The sequence below is a fragment of the Streptomyces sp. NPDC085524 genome (genome assembly GCF_044541755.1).
In the GTDB taxonomy this organism is placed as follows: domain Bacteria; phylum Actinomycetota; class Actinomycetes; order Streptomycetales; family Streptomycetaceae; genus Streptomyces.
Map to the genome: position 1 here is coordinate 36534 of NZ_JBITTH010000024.1, position 15859 is coordinate 52392.

Below are 15859 nucleotides of genomic sequence, written 5' to 3' on the forward strand. Positions count from 1 at the left end.
TCCCCGCACCCCGCTCAGTAGCTGGGAAGCGTCCGCGGGCCGAGGTCGCCCCGGACCGGCGGGTGCGCGACCCGGACGGTGGCGCTGAGCACGGAGAAGCCCTCGGTCGCGACCACCACGGGCTCCAGCGAGACCCCGACCACCTCGGGGTGGTCGTCCACCAGGCGGGACACGCGCAGGAGCAGCTCCTCCAGGGCGGGGGTGTCGACGGGGTCGCTGCCGCGCCAGCCGAAGAGGAGGGGAGCGGTCCGGATGGACCGGATCAGTCCTGCGGCGTCCCGGTCGGTCGCCGGGACGAGCCTGTGGGCGGTGTCACCGAGCAGCTCCGAGGCGACCCCGGCCAGCCCGAAGGAGAGGACCGCGCCGACGGCCGGGTCCACGACGGCCCGGACGACGGTGTCGACCCCGCGCGGCACCATGGCCTGCACCACGGGCAGGAGCTCCGCGGGCTTGCCGAGCCCCTCGGTGAGCTCCTCGTACGAACGCCGCAGCTCGGTCTCGTTGGCGAGGTCGAGCCGTACGCCGCCCAGGTCCGCACGGTGGCGCAGGTGCGGGGCGGTGGTCTTGAGGGCCACGGGGTAGCCGAGGACCCCGGCGGCCCGGACCGCGGCGTCGGGGCTGGGCGCGGGCAGGGCGGGCAGCACGCGGATCCCGTACCGGGCGAGCAGCTCGCGGCCGTCCCAGTCGGCCAGGGTGAGCACGCCCCCGCCGTCGGGGTCGAGGTCGGCCAGCAGTGCCTCCAGCTGGGCGGCGGCGCCGGCCTCGTCGATGTCCTCGTACTCGGGGACCTGCCCGGCCGCGTCGGCGGCGGTCTGCCGCCACTGGCCGTAGCGGACGGCCTCGGCGAGGGCCCGTACGGCCCGCTCGGCCGCGGGGTAGCTGGGGATCCGGTCCGGGTATCCGGCCGCCGGCACGGCGGGGGCGGTGGCGAAGGGCGGGAGCGCGGCGGGGGCGGGCGTCCCGGCCGGGGGCGCGGCCGGTGCGTCGGCCGGCGGTGCGGCGGGGGTCCGTACCTCAGGGGCCGGACCGGCCGGGAGGGGCTCCTCGGGATCGGAGGCGCGGGCCGCGGACAGGGCGGCCACCAGTTCGCCGAGTTCCACGTGCACGACGGCGACCGGCTTGCCCGGCACCTCGGTCACGGCGTCCCGCAGGGCGTCGGCCAGGTCGTCGGCCAGCGCGTGCTCGCTCACCCACGGGATGGCGGTGACGACGACGGCGTCGTTGTCGGGGGAGGCCAGCGCGGCGGCCAGCGCGTCGCGGAAGTCGGCCGGGGAGGCCGCGGTCGTCAGGTCCAGCGGCGGCAGCGGGCTCAGGCCCTGGGTCAGGCAGGCGTCGTAGGTGAGCACACCGAGGGACTCGGAGTTGCCGAGGATCGCGATCCGGGGGCCGGCGGGCAGCGGTTGCGCGGCCAGCAGAAGGCCGACGTCCACCAGCTCCGTCACGGTGTCGACCCGGATCACGCCCGCCTGCCGCAGCAGGGCGGAAACGGTGGCGTCGGGCAGCCGGGTGCCGGGGACGACGTGACCGGCCGGGGTGTGCCGGCCGCCCTTGGCGACGACCACCGGCTTGGCGGCGGCCGTGCGGCGGGCGAGGCGGGTGAACTTCCGCGGGTTGCCGAGGGTTTCCAGGTACATGAGGGCGACGTCGGTCGCCTCGTCGTCGTACCAGTACTGGAGGATGTCGTTGCCCGAGACGTCGGCCCGGTTCCCCGCCGAGACGAAGGAGGACAGCCCCTCCCCCCTGCGGAGCAGGGCCGAGAGCAGGGCGATGCCGATCGCGCCGGACTGCGTGAACAGGCCGATCCGGCCGCGCATGGGCATCGGCGCGGGGGTCAGGGAGGCGTTGAGCTCCACCTCCGGGGCGGTGTTGATCACCCCGTAGGCGTTCGGGCCGATCAGCCTCATCCCGTACGAGCGGACCTGGCGCACCAGTTCGCGCTGGCGGGCGAGCCCCTCCGGCCCGCTCTCCCCGTATCCGGCGGACAGGACGACGAGGCCCTGGACCCCGTGCTCGCCGCAGGCGGCCACCGCTTCCGGGACCCGGTCGGCGGGGACTGCGATCACCGCGAGGTCGACGGGCGCGCCGATGGCCTCGACGGTGCGGTAGGCGCGGACGCCGTCGAGCAGGTCGCGGGTGACGGCCTCGTTGACGGCGTACAGGTGGCCGTGGAAACCGCTGTCGCGCAGGTTGCGCAGGGCCGCTGCGCCGACGCCCGCTCCGGAGCGGCTGACGCCGACGACCGCCACCGAGCCGGGGGCGAGCAGGCGCTGCACCGAGCGGGCCTCGGCGCGCTGTTCGCGGGCGCGCTGGACGGCGAGGGAGTGGGCGGTGGGTTCGAGGTCGAGGGTGAGGTGGACGGAGCCGTCCTCGAAGCTGCGCTTCTGCTCGTAGCCGACGTCCGTGAACACCTTGATCATCTTGGTGTTGGCGGGCAGCACCTCGGCGGCGAACCGGCGGATGCCGCGCTCCCGGGCCACCGCCCCGATGTGTTCGAGGAGGGCGGAGGCGACGCCGCGCCCCTGGTGGGCGTCCTGGACGAGGAAGGCGACCTCGGCCTCGTCGGCGGGGGCGGAGGAGGGCCGCCCGTCGGGGCCGATGCGGTCGTAGCGGACGGTGCCGATGAACTCCCCGCCGATGGTCGCGGCGAGGCCGACGCGGTCCACGTAGTCGTGGTGCGTGAAGCGGTGCACGTCGCGGTCGGACAGGCGGGGGTAGGGCGCGAAGAAGCGGTAGTACTTCGACTCGTCGGAGACCTGCTCGTAGAAGCTGACCAGGCGGCCCGCGTCCGCGGTGGTGATCGGCCTGATGCGGGCGGTGCCGCCGTCGCGCAGGACGACGTCCGCTTCCCAGTGGGCCGGGTACGAGGGGTCCGACTCGATGGTCATGCCCATACCTTACGGGCCGGAAGCGCGCGCGGACGGGGCGGGTCGCGCTCGCGCGGCGCGATAGGCATTACAGGACGAAACGGTGCAAGCTGGGGATGGCCGAACGGCGGGAGATCCGGGACGAAGGTCGGTCCGAGCATTCCGGGCTTCATGAGAGACTGGTCTAGACAACCGTAAGAACCTGAAGGGCATCACCATGGCAGAGCGCCGCGTCAACGTCGGTTGGGCCGAGGGCCTGCACGCTCGTCCCGCCTCGATCTTCGTCCGTGCGACGACCGCTTCCGGCGTCCCGGTGACCATCGCGAAGGCCGGCGGCGACCCCGTCAACGCCGGTTCCATGCTGGCGGTTCTGGGCCTGGGCGCCCAGGGCGGCGAGGAGATCGTCCTCGCCTCCGAGGCCGATGGCGCGGAGGCCGCGCTGGACCGCCTCGCGAAGCTGGTCGCCGAGGGTCTCGAGGAGCTCCCCGAGACCGTCTGACCCTTCGGGTTCGCCCGCACCACCCGCCGAAGCCGCGGCCCCCTCCCGGAGGCCGCGGCTTCGTCATGTCCGCCGCCCTGCACCCGCAAGCCGGCGCGGGGCACAGTCCTCCAGCTCGTCCGGTGCGCACCTGCGAGCCGAGGCCGGGCACGTTCCAGCCCCTCCGGCGTCTGAGGAGCGGGGTCCGGGCGGAGCCCCGGCGGCGGAGCCGCACCCGTGAACCGTCGGCCCGGTCGCACCCGCGCACAGGCCCGCCGCAAGCGAATTGCACGCACCGGAATTCCGCGCGCCCGAATTCACCGGCACCACGCGCGGACAGCGGACCGCACCACGCTCGGCGAATTCGCGGAGAATCCGAATTCGACCGGCGGCGCACTCGCACCCGTCCTTTGTATACGGCTCCTGTTAATGCCGGCCGCTCGACATGTTTACGGCAGGTTGCGAAGTGCTCACCACCGCCGGGATCCGCAGCCGGTGCGCCCCCGTCGCGCGCTCCGCGTGGACCGCGGCCAGCGCCCGCGCCCGCTCCGCGTCGCCCCGGGCCACGGCGTCCACCACCGCGCCGTGCTCCGCCCAGGACTCCACCGGCCGGGCCGGCGCCTCCACCACGTACATCCACGCGACCTTGTGCCGCATCTGCGTGAGCAGGGCGATCAGCCCCGGGCTGCCCGAGGCCTGGGCCAGCGTCTCGTGGAACCAGCCGCCCAGGGACCGCAGGTCCTCCCCCTGGCCCCGCCTGGCCCGCTCCTGGCCCAACCTGACCAGCCCGCGCAGCACCTTGAGGTGCGCCTCGGTGCGGCGCCGGGCGGCCCTGGCCGCGGCCAGCGGCTCCAGCAGCATCCGCAGCTCCAGCAGATCGGCCGCCTCCTGCTCCGTCGGCTCGGCGACGCAGGCCCCCGCGTGCCGCCGCGTGGTCACGAACCCCTCGGACTCCAGGGTCCGCAGCGCCTCGCGGACCGGGACGCGGGAGACCCCGTACCGGCGGGCCAGCACCTCCTCGGTCAGTCTGCTGCCCGGCCCGAAGACCCCGGAGACGATGTCGTCGCGAATTGCCGTGCATACCGCGTGCGCAGGAATACGCAAGACCGGACCTCCGCTTTTTCCGACTCACACCCTCATTGGTGCCACTACTGCTGCGACTCTATTGCAACACACGATGATTTCCGAGAGCGGCCGGAAAGGGGAGATCCGGAAATCCCGCCGAAACACGAAGGCCCCGGCTCGGGGAGCCGGGGCCTTTCGGTGGAGCAGGCGGTGCGCAGGAGTCGGTCAGACGTCGACGCCGTGCGAGCGCAGGTAGGCGAGGGGGTTGATGTCCGAGCCGTACTTGGCGCCGGTACGGGCCTCGAAGTGCAGGTGCGGGCCGCTGGAGTTGCCCGTGGAGCCCGACAGGCCGATCTGCTGGCCCGCGACGACCTGCTGGCCGACGGAGACGTTCAGCCGCAGCATGTGGCCGTACTGCGTGTAGGTGCCGTCGTTGTGCTTGATGACGACGTTGTTGCCGTACGCGCCGCCCCAGCCCGCCTCGACGACGACACCGGCGCCCACGGCGTGCACCGAGGTGCCCTCGTCGGCGTGGAAGTCGATGCCCGTGTGGCTGCCGGAGGACCACATGCCGCCGCCCGCGTGGTACTGCGTGGAGACGTAGGAGCCGTCGACCGGAGCCACGAAGGTGTTGAGGCGCTTGCGCTCCTCCTCACGGGCCGCACGCTCGGCGGCGTCGCGCTCGGCCTTCGCCTTGGCCTCGGCGAGGCGCTTGGCCTCGGCGGCAGCCTGCTTGGCGTCGGCCTCGGCCTGCGCCTTGGCGGCGGCCTGCTCGGCGGCGTGCTGCTGGGAGTCGGCCTGCTCGGCGATGTCGGCGGGGAGCTCCTCGGCGACCACGACCGCGCCGAGCGCGTTGTCCTGGTGCTCGTTGGCGCCGTTGTCCGCGGCGAAGGCCGGGGCGGCGAGGGTGCCGACGACGCCGGTGGTGGCGAGGGCGGCTATGCCGGCGTAACCGGCGGTCTTGCGGCTCAGACGGCTGGAACCACGGTGCTTACCGGAGCCGGCGGGACGACTGCCAAACGCCATGAAGGGGCTGATCCTTTCCTTCCTTCTCGCCTACCGGGTTAGCTGACGGGTTCGGAGCAGGAAGGTCTCCTACGGGCCTCCTCTTGCGAGGGGGTCCGATTCACCCCAGGGACTGATGTGGGTCCCCGGCTCCCCAGGCTCGCGCCTGACGGGGACTCGGCGATCGCTGCCCGGTGCCGCGGATGCGGCGCGTACAACTGACGGACAGCACGGCCGACGCTAGGCGGATCATCAGCCAATCACCAAACAGACACGCCTTTTTGTTGCGTACGCCACACCGCAAACAAGCAACCTCGCCACGAAACAGACAAAAGGGGCCCGAGCGGCCAAGCCGCCCGGGCCCCTTCAAGAAGCGCCGGTCAGGCGCCAGTTGGGAGCGTCAGTGGGTCACTTCAGTTGGTGACGACGCTGACTTCACCGATCCCGAGGGCGCGCACCGGCTCCTCGATCACCGACGCGTCGCCCACCAGGACCGTGACGAGCCGGTCCGCCGGGAAGGCGTTCACGACCGCCGAAGTGGCCTCCACGGTGCCCGTTTCGGCGAGCCGGGCGTACAACTGCGCCTGGTAGTCGTCCGGGAGCTCCTGCTCGACCTGGTCGGCGAGGGTGCCGGCGACGGAGGCCGCCGTCTCGAACTTCAGCGGGGCCACGCCCACCAGGTTCTGCACCGCCACATCCCGTTCGGCGTCGGTCAGGCCGCCCTCCGCGAGGGTGCGGAGCACCTTCCAGAGGTCCTCCAGGGCCGGTCCGGTGTTCGGGGTGTCCACCGAGCCGCTGATGGCGAGCATCGAGGCGCCCTTGCCGTCCGCGGTGGAGCGCAGCACCTGGCCGAAGGCGCGCACGCCGTACGTGTACCCCTTCTCCTCGCGCAGCACCTTGTCCAGGCGGGAGGTGAGGGTGCCGCCCAGGCAGTACGTGCCGAGCACCTGGGCCGCCCAGACCCGGTCGTGGCGGTCCGCCCCGATGCGGCCGATCAGCAGCTGCGTCTGGACGGCGCCGGGCCTGTCCACGATGACCACGCGGCCGGTGTCGTCCGCGGTCACCGGAGGCACCGGGAGCGGCTCGGCGGCGTCGCCCGTCCAGGTGCCCAGGGTGTCCGCCAGCACGGCGTCCAGGTCGATGCCGGTCAGGTCGCCGACCACCACCGCGGTGGAGGTGGCGGGGCGCACGTGGGCCTCGTAGAAGGCGCGTACGGCGGTCGCGTCGATCCGGGCGACCGTCTCCTCGGTGCCCTGGCGCGGGCGGGACATCCGCAGGGTGGCCGGGAAGAGCTCCTTGGAGAGCTGCTTGGCGGCCCGGCGCTGCGGGTTGGCCTGCTCGTGCGGGATCTCGTCGAGCCGGTTGCGCACCAGCCGGTCGACCTCGCTGTCGGCGAAGGCGGGTGCGCGCAGCGCCTCGGCGAGCAGGCCGAGGGCCTTGTGCAGGCGGGAGGCCGGGACCTCCAGGGAGACCCGCAGGCCCGGGTGGTCCGCGTGCGCGTCGAGGGTGGCGCCGCAGCGCTCCAGCTCGGCGGCGAACTCCTCGGCGGAGTGCTTGTCGGTGCCCTCGGAGAGCGCGCGGGCCATGATGGTGGCCACGCCGTCCAGGCCCTCGGGCTCCGCGTCCAGCGGGGCGGCGAGGTTGATCTCGACCGCGACGACCTGCTGGCCCGGGCGGTGGCAGCGCAGCAGGGTGAGGCCGTTGGCCAGCACGCCCCGCTCGGGGGCGGGGAAGGCCCACGGCTTGGCCTCGCCGGCCTGCGGCCGCGGGTGGAAGGTCATCGTGACGGCTGCGGTGTCGCTCACTGCTCCGCCCCCTCGTTCTCGTCGCTCTCGTCGGACTCGGCGGACTCGGCAGAGCCCGGCAGCGGCTCGTAGACCAGCACCGCGCGGTTGTCGGGGCGCAGGCGGGCCGCGGCCACGGCCTGCACCTCCTCGGCGGTGACGGAGAGGACCCGCTGGACGGCGGTCAGCGCCAGCTGCGGGTCACCGAACAGCACCGCGAACCGGCACAGTTCGTCGGCGCGGCCGGCCACCGTGCTCAGCCGGTCCAGCCACTCGCGCTCCAGCTGCGCCTGCGCGCGCTCCATCTCCTCGGCGGTCGGGCCCTCGGCGGCGAACCGCGCGAGCTCCTCGTCCACGGCCGCCTCGATGACGGGGACCTCGACCCCGCTGGAGGTCTTGACGTCCAGCCAGCCCAGCGAGGGCGCCCCCGCCAGCCGCAGCATGCCGAAGCCGGCCGCGACGGCCGTCTGGTCGCGGCGCACCAGACGGTTGTGGAGCAGGGAGGACTCCCCGCCGCCCAGGATCGTCAGCGCCACGTCCGCCGCGTCGCACTCGCGCGTGCCGTCGTGCGGGAGCCGGTAGGCGGCCATCAGCGCACGCGCCGGGACCTCCTCCACGATCTCCTCGCGCAGCTGCCCGCCCATGATCTCGGGCAGCGTGCCGTCGCGGGGCGGCTGCTTGCCGTCGTGCGCCGGGATGGAGCCGAAGTACTTCTCGACCCAGGCCAGGGTCTGCTCGGGGTCGATGTCCCCGACGACCGACAGCACCGCGTTGTTGGGCGCGTAGTACGTACGGAAGAAGTTGCGCGCGTCCTCCAGGGACGCGGCGTCCAGGTCGGCCATGGAGCCGATCGGGGTGTGGTGGTACGGGTGGCCCTCCGGGTAGGCGAGGGCTGTCAGCTTCTCGAACGCCGTGCCGTAGGGAACGTTGTCGTACCGCTGGCGGCGCTCGTTCTTGACGACGTCGCGCTGGTTCTCCATGGACTCGTCGTCCAGGGCGGCCAGCAGCGAGCCCATCCGGTCCGCCTCCAGCCACAGCGCGAGCTCCAGCTGGTGGGCCGGCATCGTCTCGAAGTAGTTGGTGCGCTCGAAGCTGGTGGTGCCGTTGAGGGAACCGCCGGCGCCCTGGACGAGCTCGAAGTGACCGTTGCCCGGTACCTGCTTCGAGCCCTGGAACATCAGGTGCTCGAAGAGGTGAGCAAGACCGGTACGCCCCTTGACTTCGTGGCGCGAGCCGACGTCGTACCACAGGCAGACCGCGGCGACCGGGGTCAGGTGGTCCTCGGAGAGCACCACGCGCAGGCCGTTGGCCAGCCGGTGCTCGGTCGCTGTCAGGCCGCCGGAGCCGGCCTGAGCTGTGGCCGTGTGACCCATGGGCATGTGGTCCCTTCGATCGCGATGCAGAGATTTCTTCTCGACCTGCCACTGTATGCAAGCGCGTCGCCCACCGGATAAGTTCCCGGGTCACTCCCCCGCACTCCGTATGGGGGGACCCCCGGGGTCGGAGTCGGCGTTGTCGGTGCCTCGGGCCACAATGGTCCGCGTCGTACCGACAGCCCCGAATCAGCCGGACGACGCCGCACCCGTCAGACTCAGCAAGATCCAGCCAGACCCCAGCACACCCCATTCTTGGTTAAGGAGCCGCGCAGCGATGGCCCGCCGCAGCACGAAGACCCCGCCGCCGGAGGATTTCGAGGAGAAGATCCTCGACATCGACGTCGTCGACGAAATGCAGGGCTCCTTCCTCGAGTACGCGTACTCGGTGATCTACTCCCGTGCCCTGCCCGACGCCCGGGACGGCATGAAGCCGGTGCACCGGCGCATCGTCTACCAGATGAACGAGATGGGGCTGCGCCCCGACCGCGGCTACGTGAAGTGCGCCCGTGTCGTCGGCGAGGTCATGGGCAAGCTCCACCCGCACGGTGACGCGTCGATCTACGACGCCCTCGTGCGCATGGCCCAGCCCTTCTCCATGCGGCTCCCGCTGGTCGACGGCCACGGCAACTTCGGCTCGCTCGGCAATGACGACCCGCCGGCCGCCATGCGTTACACCGAGTGCAAGATGGCCGACGCCACGTCGCTGATGACGGAGTCGATCGACGAGGACACCGTCGACTTCACCGCCAACTACGACGGCCAGGAGCAGGAGCCGGTCGCGCTCCCCGCGGCCTACCCGAACCTGCTGGTCAACGGCGCGTCCGGGATCGCGGTCGGCATGGCCACCAACATGCCCCCGCACAACCTCGGCGAGGTCATCGCGGCCGCCCGCCACCTGATCCGCTACCCGCAGGCGGACCTGGAGGCGCTGATGCGCTTCGTGCCGGGTCCCGACCTGCCCACGGGCGGCCGGATCGTCGGCCTCTCGGGCATCAAGGACGCCTACGAGAACGGCCGCGGCACCTTCAAGATCCGCGCGACGGTGACCGTGGAGAACGTGACGGCGCGCCGCAAGGGACTGGTCGTCACCGAACTGCCCTTCACGGTCGGCCCCGAGAAGGTCATCGCGAAGATCAAGGACCTGGTCGGCTCGAAGAAGCTCCAGGGCATCGCCGACGTCAAGGACCTCACCGACCGTGCGCACGGTCTGCGCCTGGTCATCGAGATCAAGAACGGCTTCCACCCCGAGGCCGTGCTGGAGCAGCTCTACAAGCTGACGCCGATGGAGGAGTCCTTCGGCATCAACAACGTGGCGCTCGTGGACGGGCAGCCCCTGACGCTGGGCCTCAAGGAGCTGCTGGAGGTCTACCTCGACCACCGCTTCGAGGTCGTCCGGCGGCGCAGCGAGTTCCGCCGCGGCAAGCGCCGGGCCCGGCTGCACCTGGTCGAGGGCCTGCTGGTGGCCCTGCTCGACATCGACGAGGTCATCCGGCTCATCCGGGACAGCGACAACTCCGCGCAGGCGAAGGAACGCCTGATGGAGCGCTTCTCGCTGAGCGAGACCCAGACCCAGTACATCCTGGACACGCCGCTGCGCCGGCTCACCCGCTTCGACCGGATCGAGCTGGAGTCCGAGCGCGACCGGCTGACCGGCGAGATCGACGAGCTGACCGGGATCCTGGAGTCCGACACCGAGCTGCGCAAGCTGGTCTCCACGGAGCTGGCGGCCGTCGCGAAGAAGTTCGGCACCGAGCGCCGTACGGTCCTGCTGGAGTCGGCGGGCACGGCGGTGGCCGCGGTTCCGCTGGAGGTCGCGGACGACCCGTGCCGGGTGCTGCTGTCCTCGACGGGCCTGCTGGCGCGCACGGCGACCGGCGACGCGCTGCCCGAGGACGAGGGCGGCGCGCGCGCCAAGCACGACCTGATCGTCTCGCAGGTCGCGGCGACCGCGCGGGCCGACGTCGGCGTGGTCACCTCGTACGGGCGGCTGCTGCGGCTGTCGGTGATCGACCTGCCGCAGCTGCCGGACACGCACGCCGCGCCGAACCTGGCGGGCGGCGCCCCGGTGTCGGAGTTCCTCTCCGGGCTGGAGGCGGACGAGAAGGTGGTCTGCCTGACCTCGCTGGACGAGTCCTCGCAGGGCCTGGCGCTGGGCACCGAGCAGGGCGTGGTCAAGCGGGTCGTGCCGGACTACCCGGCCAACAAGGACGAGCTGGAGGTCATCACCCTCAAGGAGGGCGACCGGATCGTCGGCGCGGTCGAGCTGCGCACGGGCGAGGAGGACCTGGTCTTCATCACCGACGACGCCCAGCTGCTGCGCTACCCGGCGGGCCAGGTGCGCCCGCAGGGCCGCCCGGCGGGCGGTATGGCGGGCATCAAGCTCTCCGACAACGCCAAGGTGATCCACTTCTCGGCCGTGGACCCCGCCCGGGACGCGGTGGTGTTCACGGTCGCGGGCTCGCAGGGGACGCTGGACGACTCGGTGCTGTCCGGGAAACTGACCCCCTTCGACCAGTACCCGCGCAAGGGCCGGGCCACCGGCGGTGTGCGCTGCCAGCGGTTCCTGAAGGGCGAGGACATGCTGGTACTGGCCTGGGCGGGCGGCTCCCCGGCCCGCGCGGCCGCGGCGAACGGCACCCCGGCCGAACTCCCGGCCCCGGACCCGCGCCGCGACGGCTCGGGCGCCGCACTGCCGGCGGTGGTCGCGACGCTGGCGGGACCGGCGCTGTAGAAGCAGGGCGGGGGTGTCCGGTCCGGGACCGGACACCCCATTTGCCGACTAGTGTTTTCCCCCTGGCACTGGTGGGGTGGGGAGAACAGAGCTGATGAGTCGTCGCGCGGGCGGAGTGATCGGGGACTGGGCGGAGGCCCAGCGCCGGATGCAGCAGACGCAGGTGATCCAGCAACGCCAGGCCGATCAGCGCCGACGGGAGCTGCGTGCCGCGGACCGCCAGCACCGCGAGGCCGACGCCCGCCGGCGTACGGAGCTCGTCGAGGCGGAGGTCGCGGCCCTCCAGGGCCTGTTGGCGGCGGGGTGCCGGGCGCCCGCGTTCCGAATGGCCGGGCTGGTCCGGCCCGAGCAGGTCGACCCCTTCGTCCCGGGCGCGCTGGCACATCCCGTACCGATGCCGCAGCTGCACCAGTTCCAGCAGAGCACGGGCTGGACGCTGGGCTCGAACCGCCGGGCCCAGGCGGAACGCGAGGCGCACGCCCGGTACACCCAGGCATGGCAGGCCGCGAACGCCGCGGAGGCACAGCGGCAGCAGCAGCTGGCGGCGTACCGGCAGCAGTACGACCGGTGGGCAGCGGAACAGCTCGCCGGCATACGGGCGCACAACAGCGGCCTCACCGAACTGGCTGGAGCCCTGCGGGCGGGTGACGCGGAAGCGGTGGTGGAGTACTTCTCGGCCGCCCTGTACGCCTCGACGGCCTGGCCCGAGGCGCTGCCGAGGCAGGTGACGGCCGCCTACGATCCGGGGCCGCGCCAGCTGGTACTGGACTGGGAGCTGCCGGGGTTCGCGGTGGTACCCGAGCTCAAGTCGGTCCGGTACATGCCGAGTACGGGCCAGGACAAGGAGACAGCCCGCTCGGCGGCAGAGCGGCGGAAGCTGTACCGGGACCTGCTGGCGCAGTGCGTTCTCCTGGTGGTCCACGAGCTGTACGCGGCGGACGAATTCGGCGCACTCGACTCGGTGGTCGTCAACGGCTTCGTGGACGCCCCCGATCCGGTGACGGGGCTGGAGGCACAGCTCGTGCTCGCCACGGTGTCGGCGGCCCGGCCCGCTTTTGCGGGGCTCCGGCTGGAGCAGGTCAGCGCAGTGGACTGCCTGGTGGAGGGGTTGCGCGGCGAGCTGTCCGCGAAGCCCGAGCAGCCGGCCGCGGTACGCCGCCCGGGGCGCAGGCCCGACGAGGTGGGCGGCGGGGTCGTCAGCCACGGCGGCCACACCGCGGGAGACGGGGACGAGCCGGATCTCTTCGAGATGGACCCGATCGAGTTCGAGCGGCTCGTTGCGGAGCTCTTCCGGGCGATGGGCATGGAGGCCGTGACCACCCAGCGCTCCGGCGACGGCGGCGTGGACATCGAGGCGAGGGACCCGGCTCCGCTCCGGGGCGGCCGGATCGTGGTACAGGTCAAGCGCTACCGCAGTCGGCTCAATCCCGACGTGGTGCGGGAGCTGTACGGCACGGTCCAGGCCACGGGCGCGAACAAGGGGGTACTGGTCACCACCGCTTCGTTCGGTGCCGGATCGTACGAGTTCGCCGAGGGCAAACCGCTCGAGCTGGTCCCCGGCGTCAAGCTCGTGGAGCTGCTGCACCAGTACGGGCTGCGCGGACGCCTCGGCGGCGGTCCGGCGCAGCGGACGCCCGAGCCGGCGGCCCCTCCGGCGGAGCACAACGTGCTCGGCATGTCCTGGTCGGGCTCGGTCGCCCTCGACGTGTGCGCGCTCGTCTGCACGGGCAACCGGGTGCTGAGCGAGGAGCACTTCGTGTTCTTCAACAACCCGCGGACGCCGGACGGTTCGGTACGGGCCCGGGCGCACGCGGCGCCCGACAAGGCGGCGGTCGAGGTCGCCTTCGACGCCCTGCCGCGCGAGGCGGACCGGCTGGTGCTGGTCGCCGCGGTGGACCCGGAGGTCGATCCGCACGCCGACCTGGCGGGCTTCACGGACGCCCGGATCCGGCTGCTCGACGCGGCCGGCTCGGAGCTCGGGCAGCTGGAGGTCTCCGACGGGCGGGCGGGTGAGACCGCGCTGGTGCTGGGCTCGTTCCGGCGCCGGGCCAACGGCGACTGGGACTTCGTGATCGGCGGCAAGGGCTACCGGGGCGGACTGGAGGACCTGCTGCGGGAGTTCGGCATCGAGGTGGAGTAGGGGTCCGGGCGGGTCCGAGCGGCTAGGAGGTCTCGGTCCGGTCCTCCGAGTCCGGGGCCGTCGGCCCCGGCTCCAGCTCCGGCTCCGGCCCCGGCTCCGCGGGCCGTGCCACGTACCGCAGCACCCCCCACATGCTCTCGGGGCCGAGCTCGTGCGGCGCCTCCTCCCGGCAGGCCTCCAGTTCGCGGAGCAGGCCCGGCCCGTCCGTGCCGGAGCCGATCAGGACGAGCTGGGTCAGGCGCTCCTCGCCCCGCCCCCAGGGCCCGGGGGCGAACCGGAGGAAGCGGCCGACCGCGTGGACCTCGTACTTCTCCTCGTGCCCGGGGACGCCGAAGTTCACGAAGCCCTTGATCCGGTAGAGGCCGGCCGGGCGGCGGTCGAGGAAGTCGATGAACCGGCGCGGCGAGAGGGCCTGTCCGCTGACGAACTCGACGGTGTCGTAGGCGGCGTGCGCGTGCGTGTCGTGGTCGTGGCCGTGGTCCTCGGCCTCCGCCAGGAGGTCCTCGAAGGAGAGCTGACCGCGCGTCTCGGTCCAGGGGCGGCGGTCGAAGAGCAGCTCGGGGTCGATCCGCCCGTGATCGGCGGCGACGACCGGCGTGCCCGGGGCGCACAGGCCGGCCAGCAGTCCCCCGATGCGGGCCTGCTCGGCCCGGTCCACCCGGTCGGTCTTGTTGAGCACCACGAGGTCGGCCACGGCGAGGTGGCGGTCGGTCTCCGGGTGCGCAGTCCGGGTCGCGTCGAACTCCGCCGCGTCCACGACCTGTACCAGCCCGCCGTAGCGGACGGCCGGGTTCTCGTTGGCGACGAGCATCCGGACCATTTCCTGGGGCTCGGCCAGACCGCTCGCCTCGATGACGATCACGTCGATGCGGTGGACGGGTGCGGCGAGCTTGTCCAGGTACGCGTCGAGCTCGCTGCCGTCGACGGCACAGCACAGACAGCCCCCGCCGAGGGAGACCATCGAGTCGCCGAGCTGTCCGGCCACCGACATGGCGTCGATCTCGATCGACCCGAAGTCGTTGACGACGACTCCGATCCGGGTGCCTCCGCGGTTGGCGAGGAGGTGGTTCAGCACGGTGGTCTTGCCCGATCCGAGGAATCCGGAGAGGACGACGACGGGGATGGGCGGGATGGTCTGCCTGCTGCTCACCCGGTCGATCGTAGCCAGGCGGGCCACCGGCGCGGTCAGTCGAGGGCGGGAACCGGCTGTGGCGGGGTGGGGCCGGTGTAGCGGGCCGCAGGGCGGATGATCTTCGAGTCGGCGGCCTGTTCGAGGACGTTCGCGCTCCAGCCGACCACGCGGGCCGCACAGAACGTGGGGGTGAACATCTCCCGGGGCAGTCCGCACAGCTCCATGACCACGCCCGCGTAGAACTCCACGTTCGTGTGCAGTTCGCGGCCGGGCTTGAGCTCGGCGAGGATCTCCTCCACCTGGCGCTCGACCTCGACGGCGAAGTCCACGAGGGGGCCGCCGAACTGGCGCGCGATGTCCCGCAGCATCCGCGAGCGGGGGTCCTCGGTGCGGTACACGGGGTGGCCGAAGCCCATGATCCGGTCCCCCGCCAGGACCCGCTCGCGGATCCACGGCCCGATCCGGTCGGCGGTGCCGATCGCGTCGAGGGTGTCGAGGGCCCGGCTGGGGGCGCCGCCGTGCAGCGGACCGGAGAGCGCACCGATCGCACCGGTCAGGCAGGCGGCGACGTCGGCGCCGGTGGAGGCGATGACGCGGGCGGTGAAGGTGGAGGCGTTGAAGCCGTGGTCGACGGTGGAGATGAGGTAGCGCTCCACCGCGCGGGCCTTGGCCGGATCGGGTTCCTGCCCGGTGAGCATGTACAGGTAGTTCTCGGCATACGGGAGGTCGTCGCGCGGCTCGACCGGTTCCAGGCCCTGCCCCAGCCGGTGCAGGGCGGTGAGCAGGGTCGGTACGGCGGCGCAGGCGGCGAGCGCGTCGGCGGCTCGGCGGGCCGGGTCGATGTCGTAGACCGGCCGGAAGCCGGCCGAGGCACCGAGCAGCGAGAGGCCGGTGCGCAGCCCTGCGAGGGGGCCGGAGAGCGCGGTGGCCCGCGCGAGGGCGGGGAGGGCGTCGCGGACCTCTTCGGGGAGCCGGCGCAGCGGGGCGATCTCGGCGGCGAAGGCGGCGCGCTCGGCGGCGTCCGCGGGCAGCGCCCCGCGGAACATCAGGTGCCAGACGTCCTCGAAACTGCGGCCGGCCGCGAGCTCGACGGCCGAGTACTGGCGGTAGTGGTAGAAGCCCTCACGGCCCCGGACGTCACCGAGCTCGGTTTCGGTGACCACGACTCCCGCGAGACCGCGGGGTACTTCGACGGTGGTGTTCATGGATCGACCATCCATGATGGATTGAATCCTTGTCAAAGTTGATTGAATCAACATTGACGGGGACTCTGTAAGGTGTGCG

10 protein-coding genes and 1 riboswitch are annotated in these 15859 nt (G+C 72.6%); of the genes, 3 read left to right on the forward strand and 7 right to left on the reverse strand.

What is annotated here, in order from left to right; all coding sequences use genetic code 11:
- Positions 1-14: 14 nt before the first annotated feature.
- Positions 15-2891 (reverse strand): GNAT family N-acetyltransferase, encoded by a 2877-nt coding sequence (locus ACIGFK_RS30830; RefSeq protein ID WP_376656734.1) that lies wholly within the window; start codon positions 2889-2891, stop codon positions 15-17.
- Between the two features lie 190 nt (positions 2892-3081).
- Here ACIGFK_RS30830 and ACIGFK_RS30835 point away from each other — a divergent pair, with 190 nt between their 5' ends.
- A complete protein-coding gene (locus ACIGFK_RS30835) occupies positions 3082-3363 on the forward strand; it encodes an HPr family phosphocarrier protein (protein ID WP_376656735.1) in 282 nt (93 codons plus the stop codon).
- Positions 3364-3768: 405 nt separating this feature from the next.
- Here ACIGFK_RS30835 and ACIGFK_RS30840 read toward each other — a convergent pair whose 3' ends face one another.
- From ACIGFK_RS30840 to ACIGFK_RS30855, 4 genes are all read right to left on the reverse strand, one after another.
- On the reverse strand, positions 3769-4446 hold the full coding sequence (locus tag ACIGFK_RS30840; protein WP_376656736.1) for a GntR family transcriptional regulator: 678 nt from the start codon (positions 4444-4446) through the stop codon (positions 3769-3771).
- Between the two features lie 186 nt (positions 4447-4632).
- Positions 4633-5433 (reverse strand): M23 family metallopeptidase, encoded by an 801-nt coding sequence (locus tag ACIGFK_RS30845; RefSeq protein WP_376656737.1) that lies wholly within the window; start codon positions 5431-5433, stop codon positions 4633-4635.
- 12 nt (positions 5434-5445) lie between these two features.
- Positions 5446-5605, reverse strand: a riboswitch (cyclic di-AMP (ydaO/yuaA leader).
- A 220-nt stretch (positions 5606-5825) separates the two neighbouring features.
- Positions 5826-7193, reverse strand: a complete 1368-nt coding sequence (locus ACIGFK_RS30850) for a M16 family metallopeptidase (RefSeq protein ID WP_376656750.1) — start codon at positions 7191-7193, stop codon at positions 5826-5828.
- Between the two features lie 20 nt (positions 7194-7213).
- Positions 7214-8569 carry a M16 family metallopeptidase gene (locus ACIGFK_RS30855; RefSeq protein WP_376656738.1) on the reverse strand — a complete coding sequence of 452 codons (1356 nt, stop codon included), beginning with the start codon at positions 8567-8569 and terminating at the stop codon, positions 7214-7216.
- A 277-nt stretch (positions 8570-8846) separates the two neighbouring features.
- Between ACIGFK_RS30855 and ACIGFK_RS30860 the strand changes: the two genes are divergently transcribed.
- Both ACIGFK_RS30860 and ACIGFK_RS30865 read left to right on the forward strand, forming a co-directional pair.
- Positions 8847-11303 (forward strand): DNA topoisomerase (ATP-hydrolyzing) subunit A, encoded by a 2457-nt coding sequence (locus tag ACIGFK_RS30860; protein ID WP_376656739.1) that lies wholly within the window; start codon positions 8847-8849, stop codon positions 11301-11303.
- 94 nt (positions 11304-11397) lie between these two features.
- Positions 11398-13443 carry a restriction endonuclease gene (locus ACIGFK_RS30865; protein ID WP_376656740.1) on the forward strand — a complete coding sequence of 682 codons (2046 nt, stop codon included), beginning with the start codon at positions 11398-11400 and terminating at the stop codon, positions 13441-13443.
- A gap of 22 nt (positions 13444-13465) precedes the next feature.
- Here the strand turns inward: ACIGFK_RS30865 and ACIGFK_RS30870 are convergent, their stop codons facing one another.
- Both ACIGFK_RS30870 and ACIGFK_RS30875 read right to left on the reverse strand, forming a co-directional pair.
- Positions 13466-14593, reverse strand: coding sequence for a CobW family GTP-binding protein (locus ACIGFK_RS30870; protein ID WP_386466292.1), 1128 nt, complete (start codon positions 14591-14593; stop codon positions 13466-13468).
- 35 nt (positions 14594-14628) lie between these two features.
- Entirely contained in the window at positions 14629-15795 is a 1167-nt protein-coding gene (locus ACIGFK_RS30875; protein WP_386466295.1) for a citrate synthase/methylcitrate synthase, read from the reverse strand.
- Positions 15796-15859: the final 64 nt, after the last annotated feature.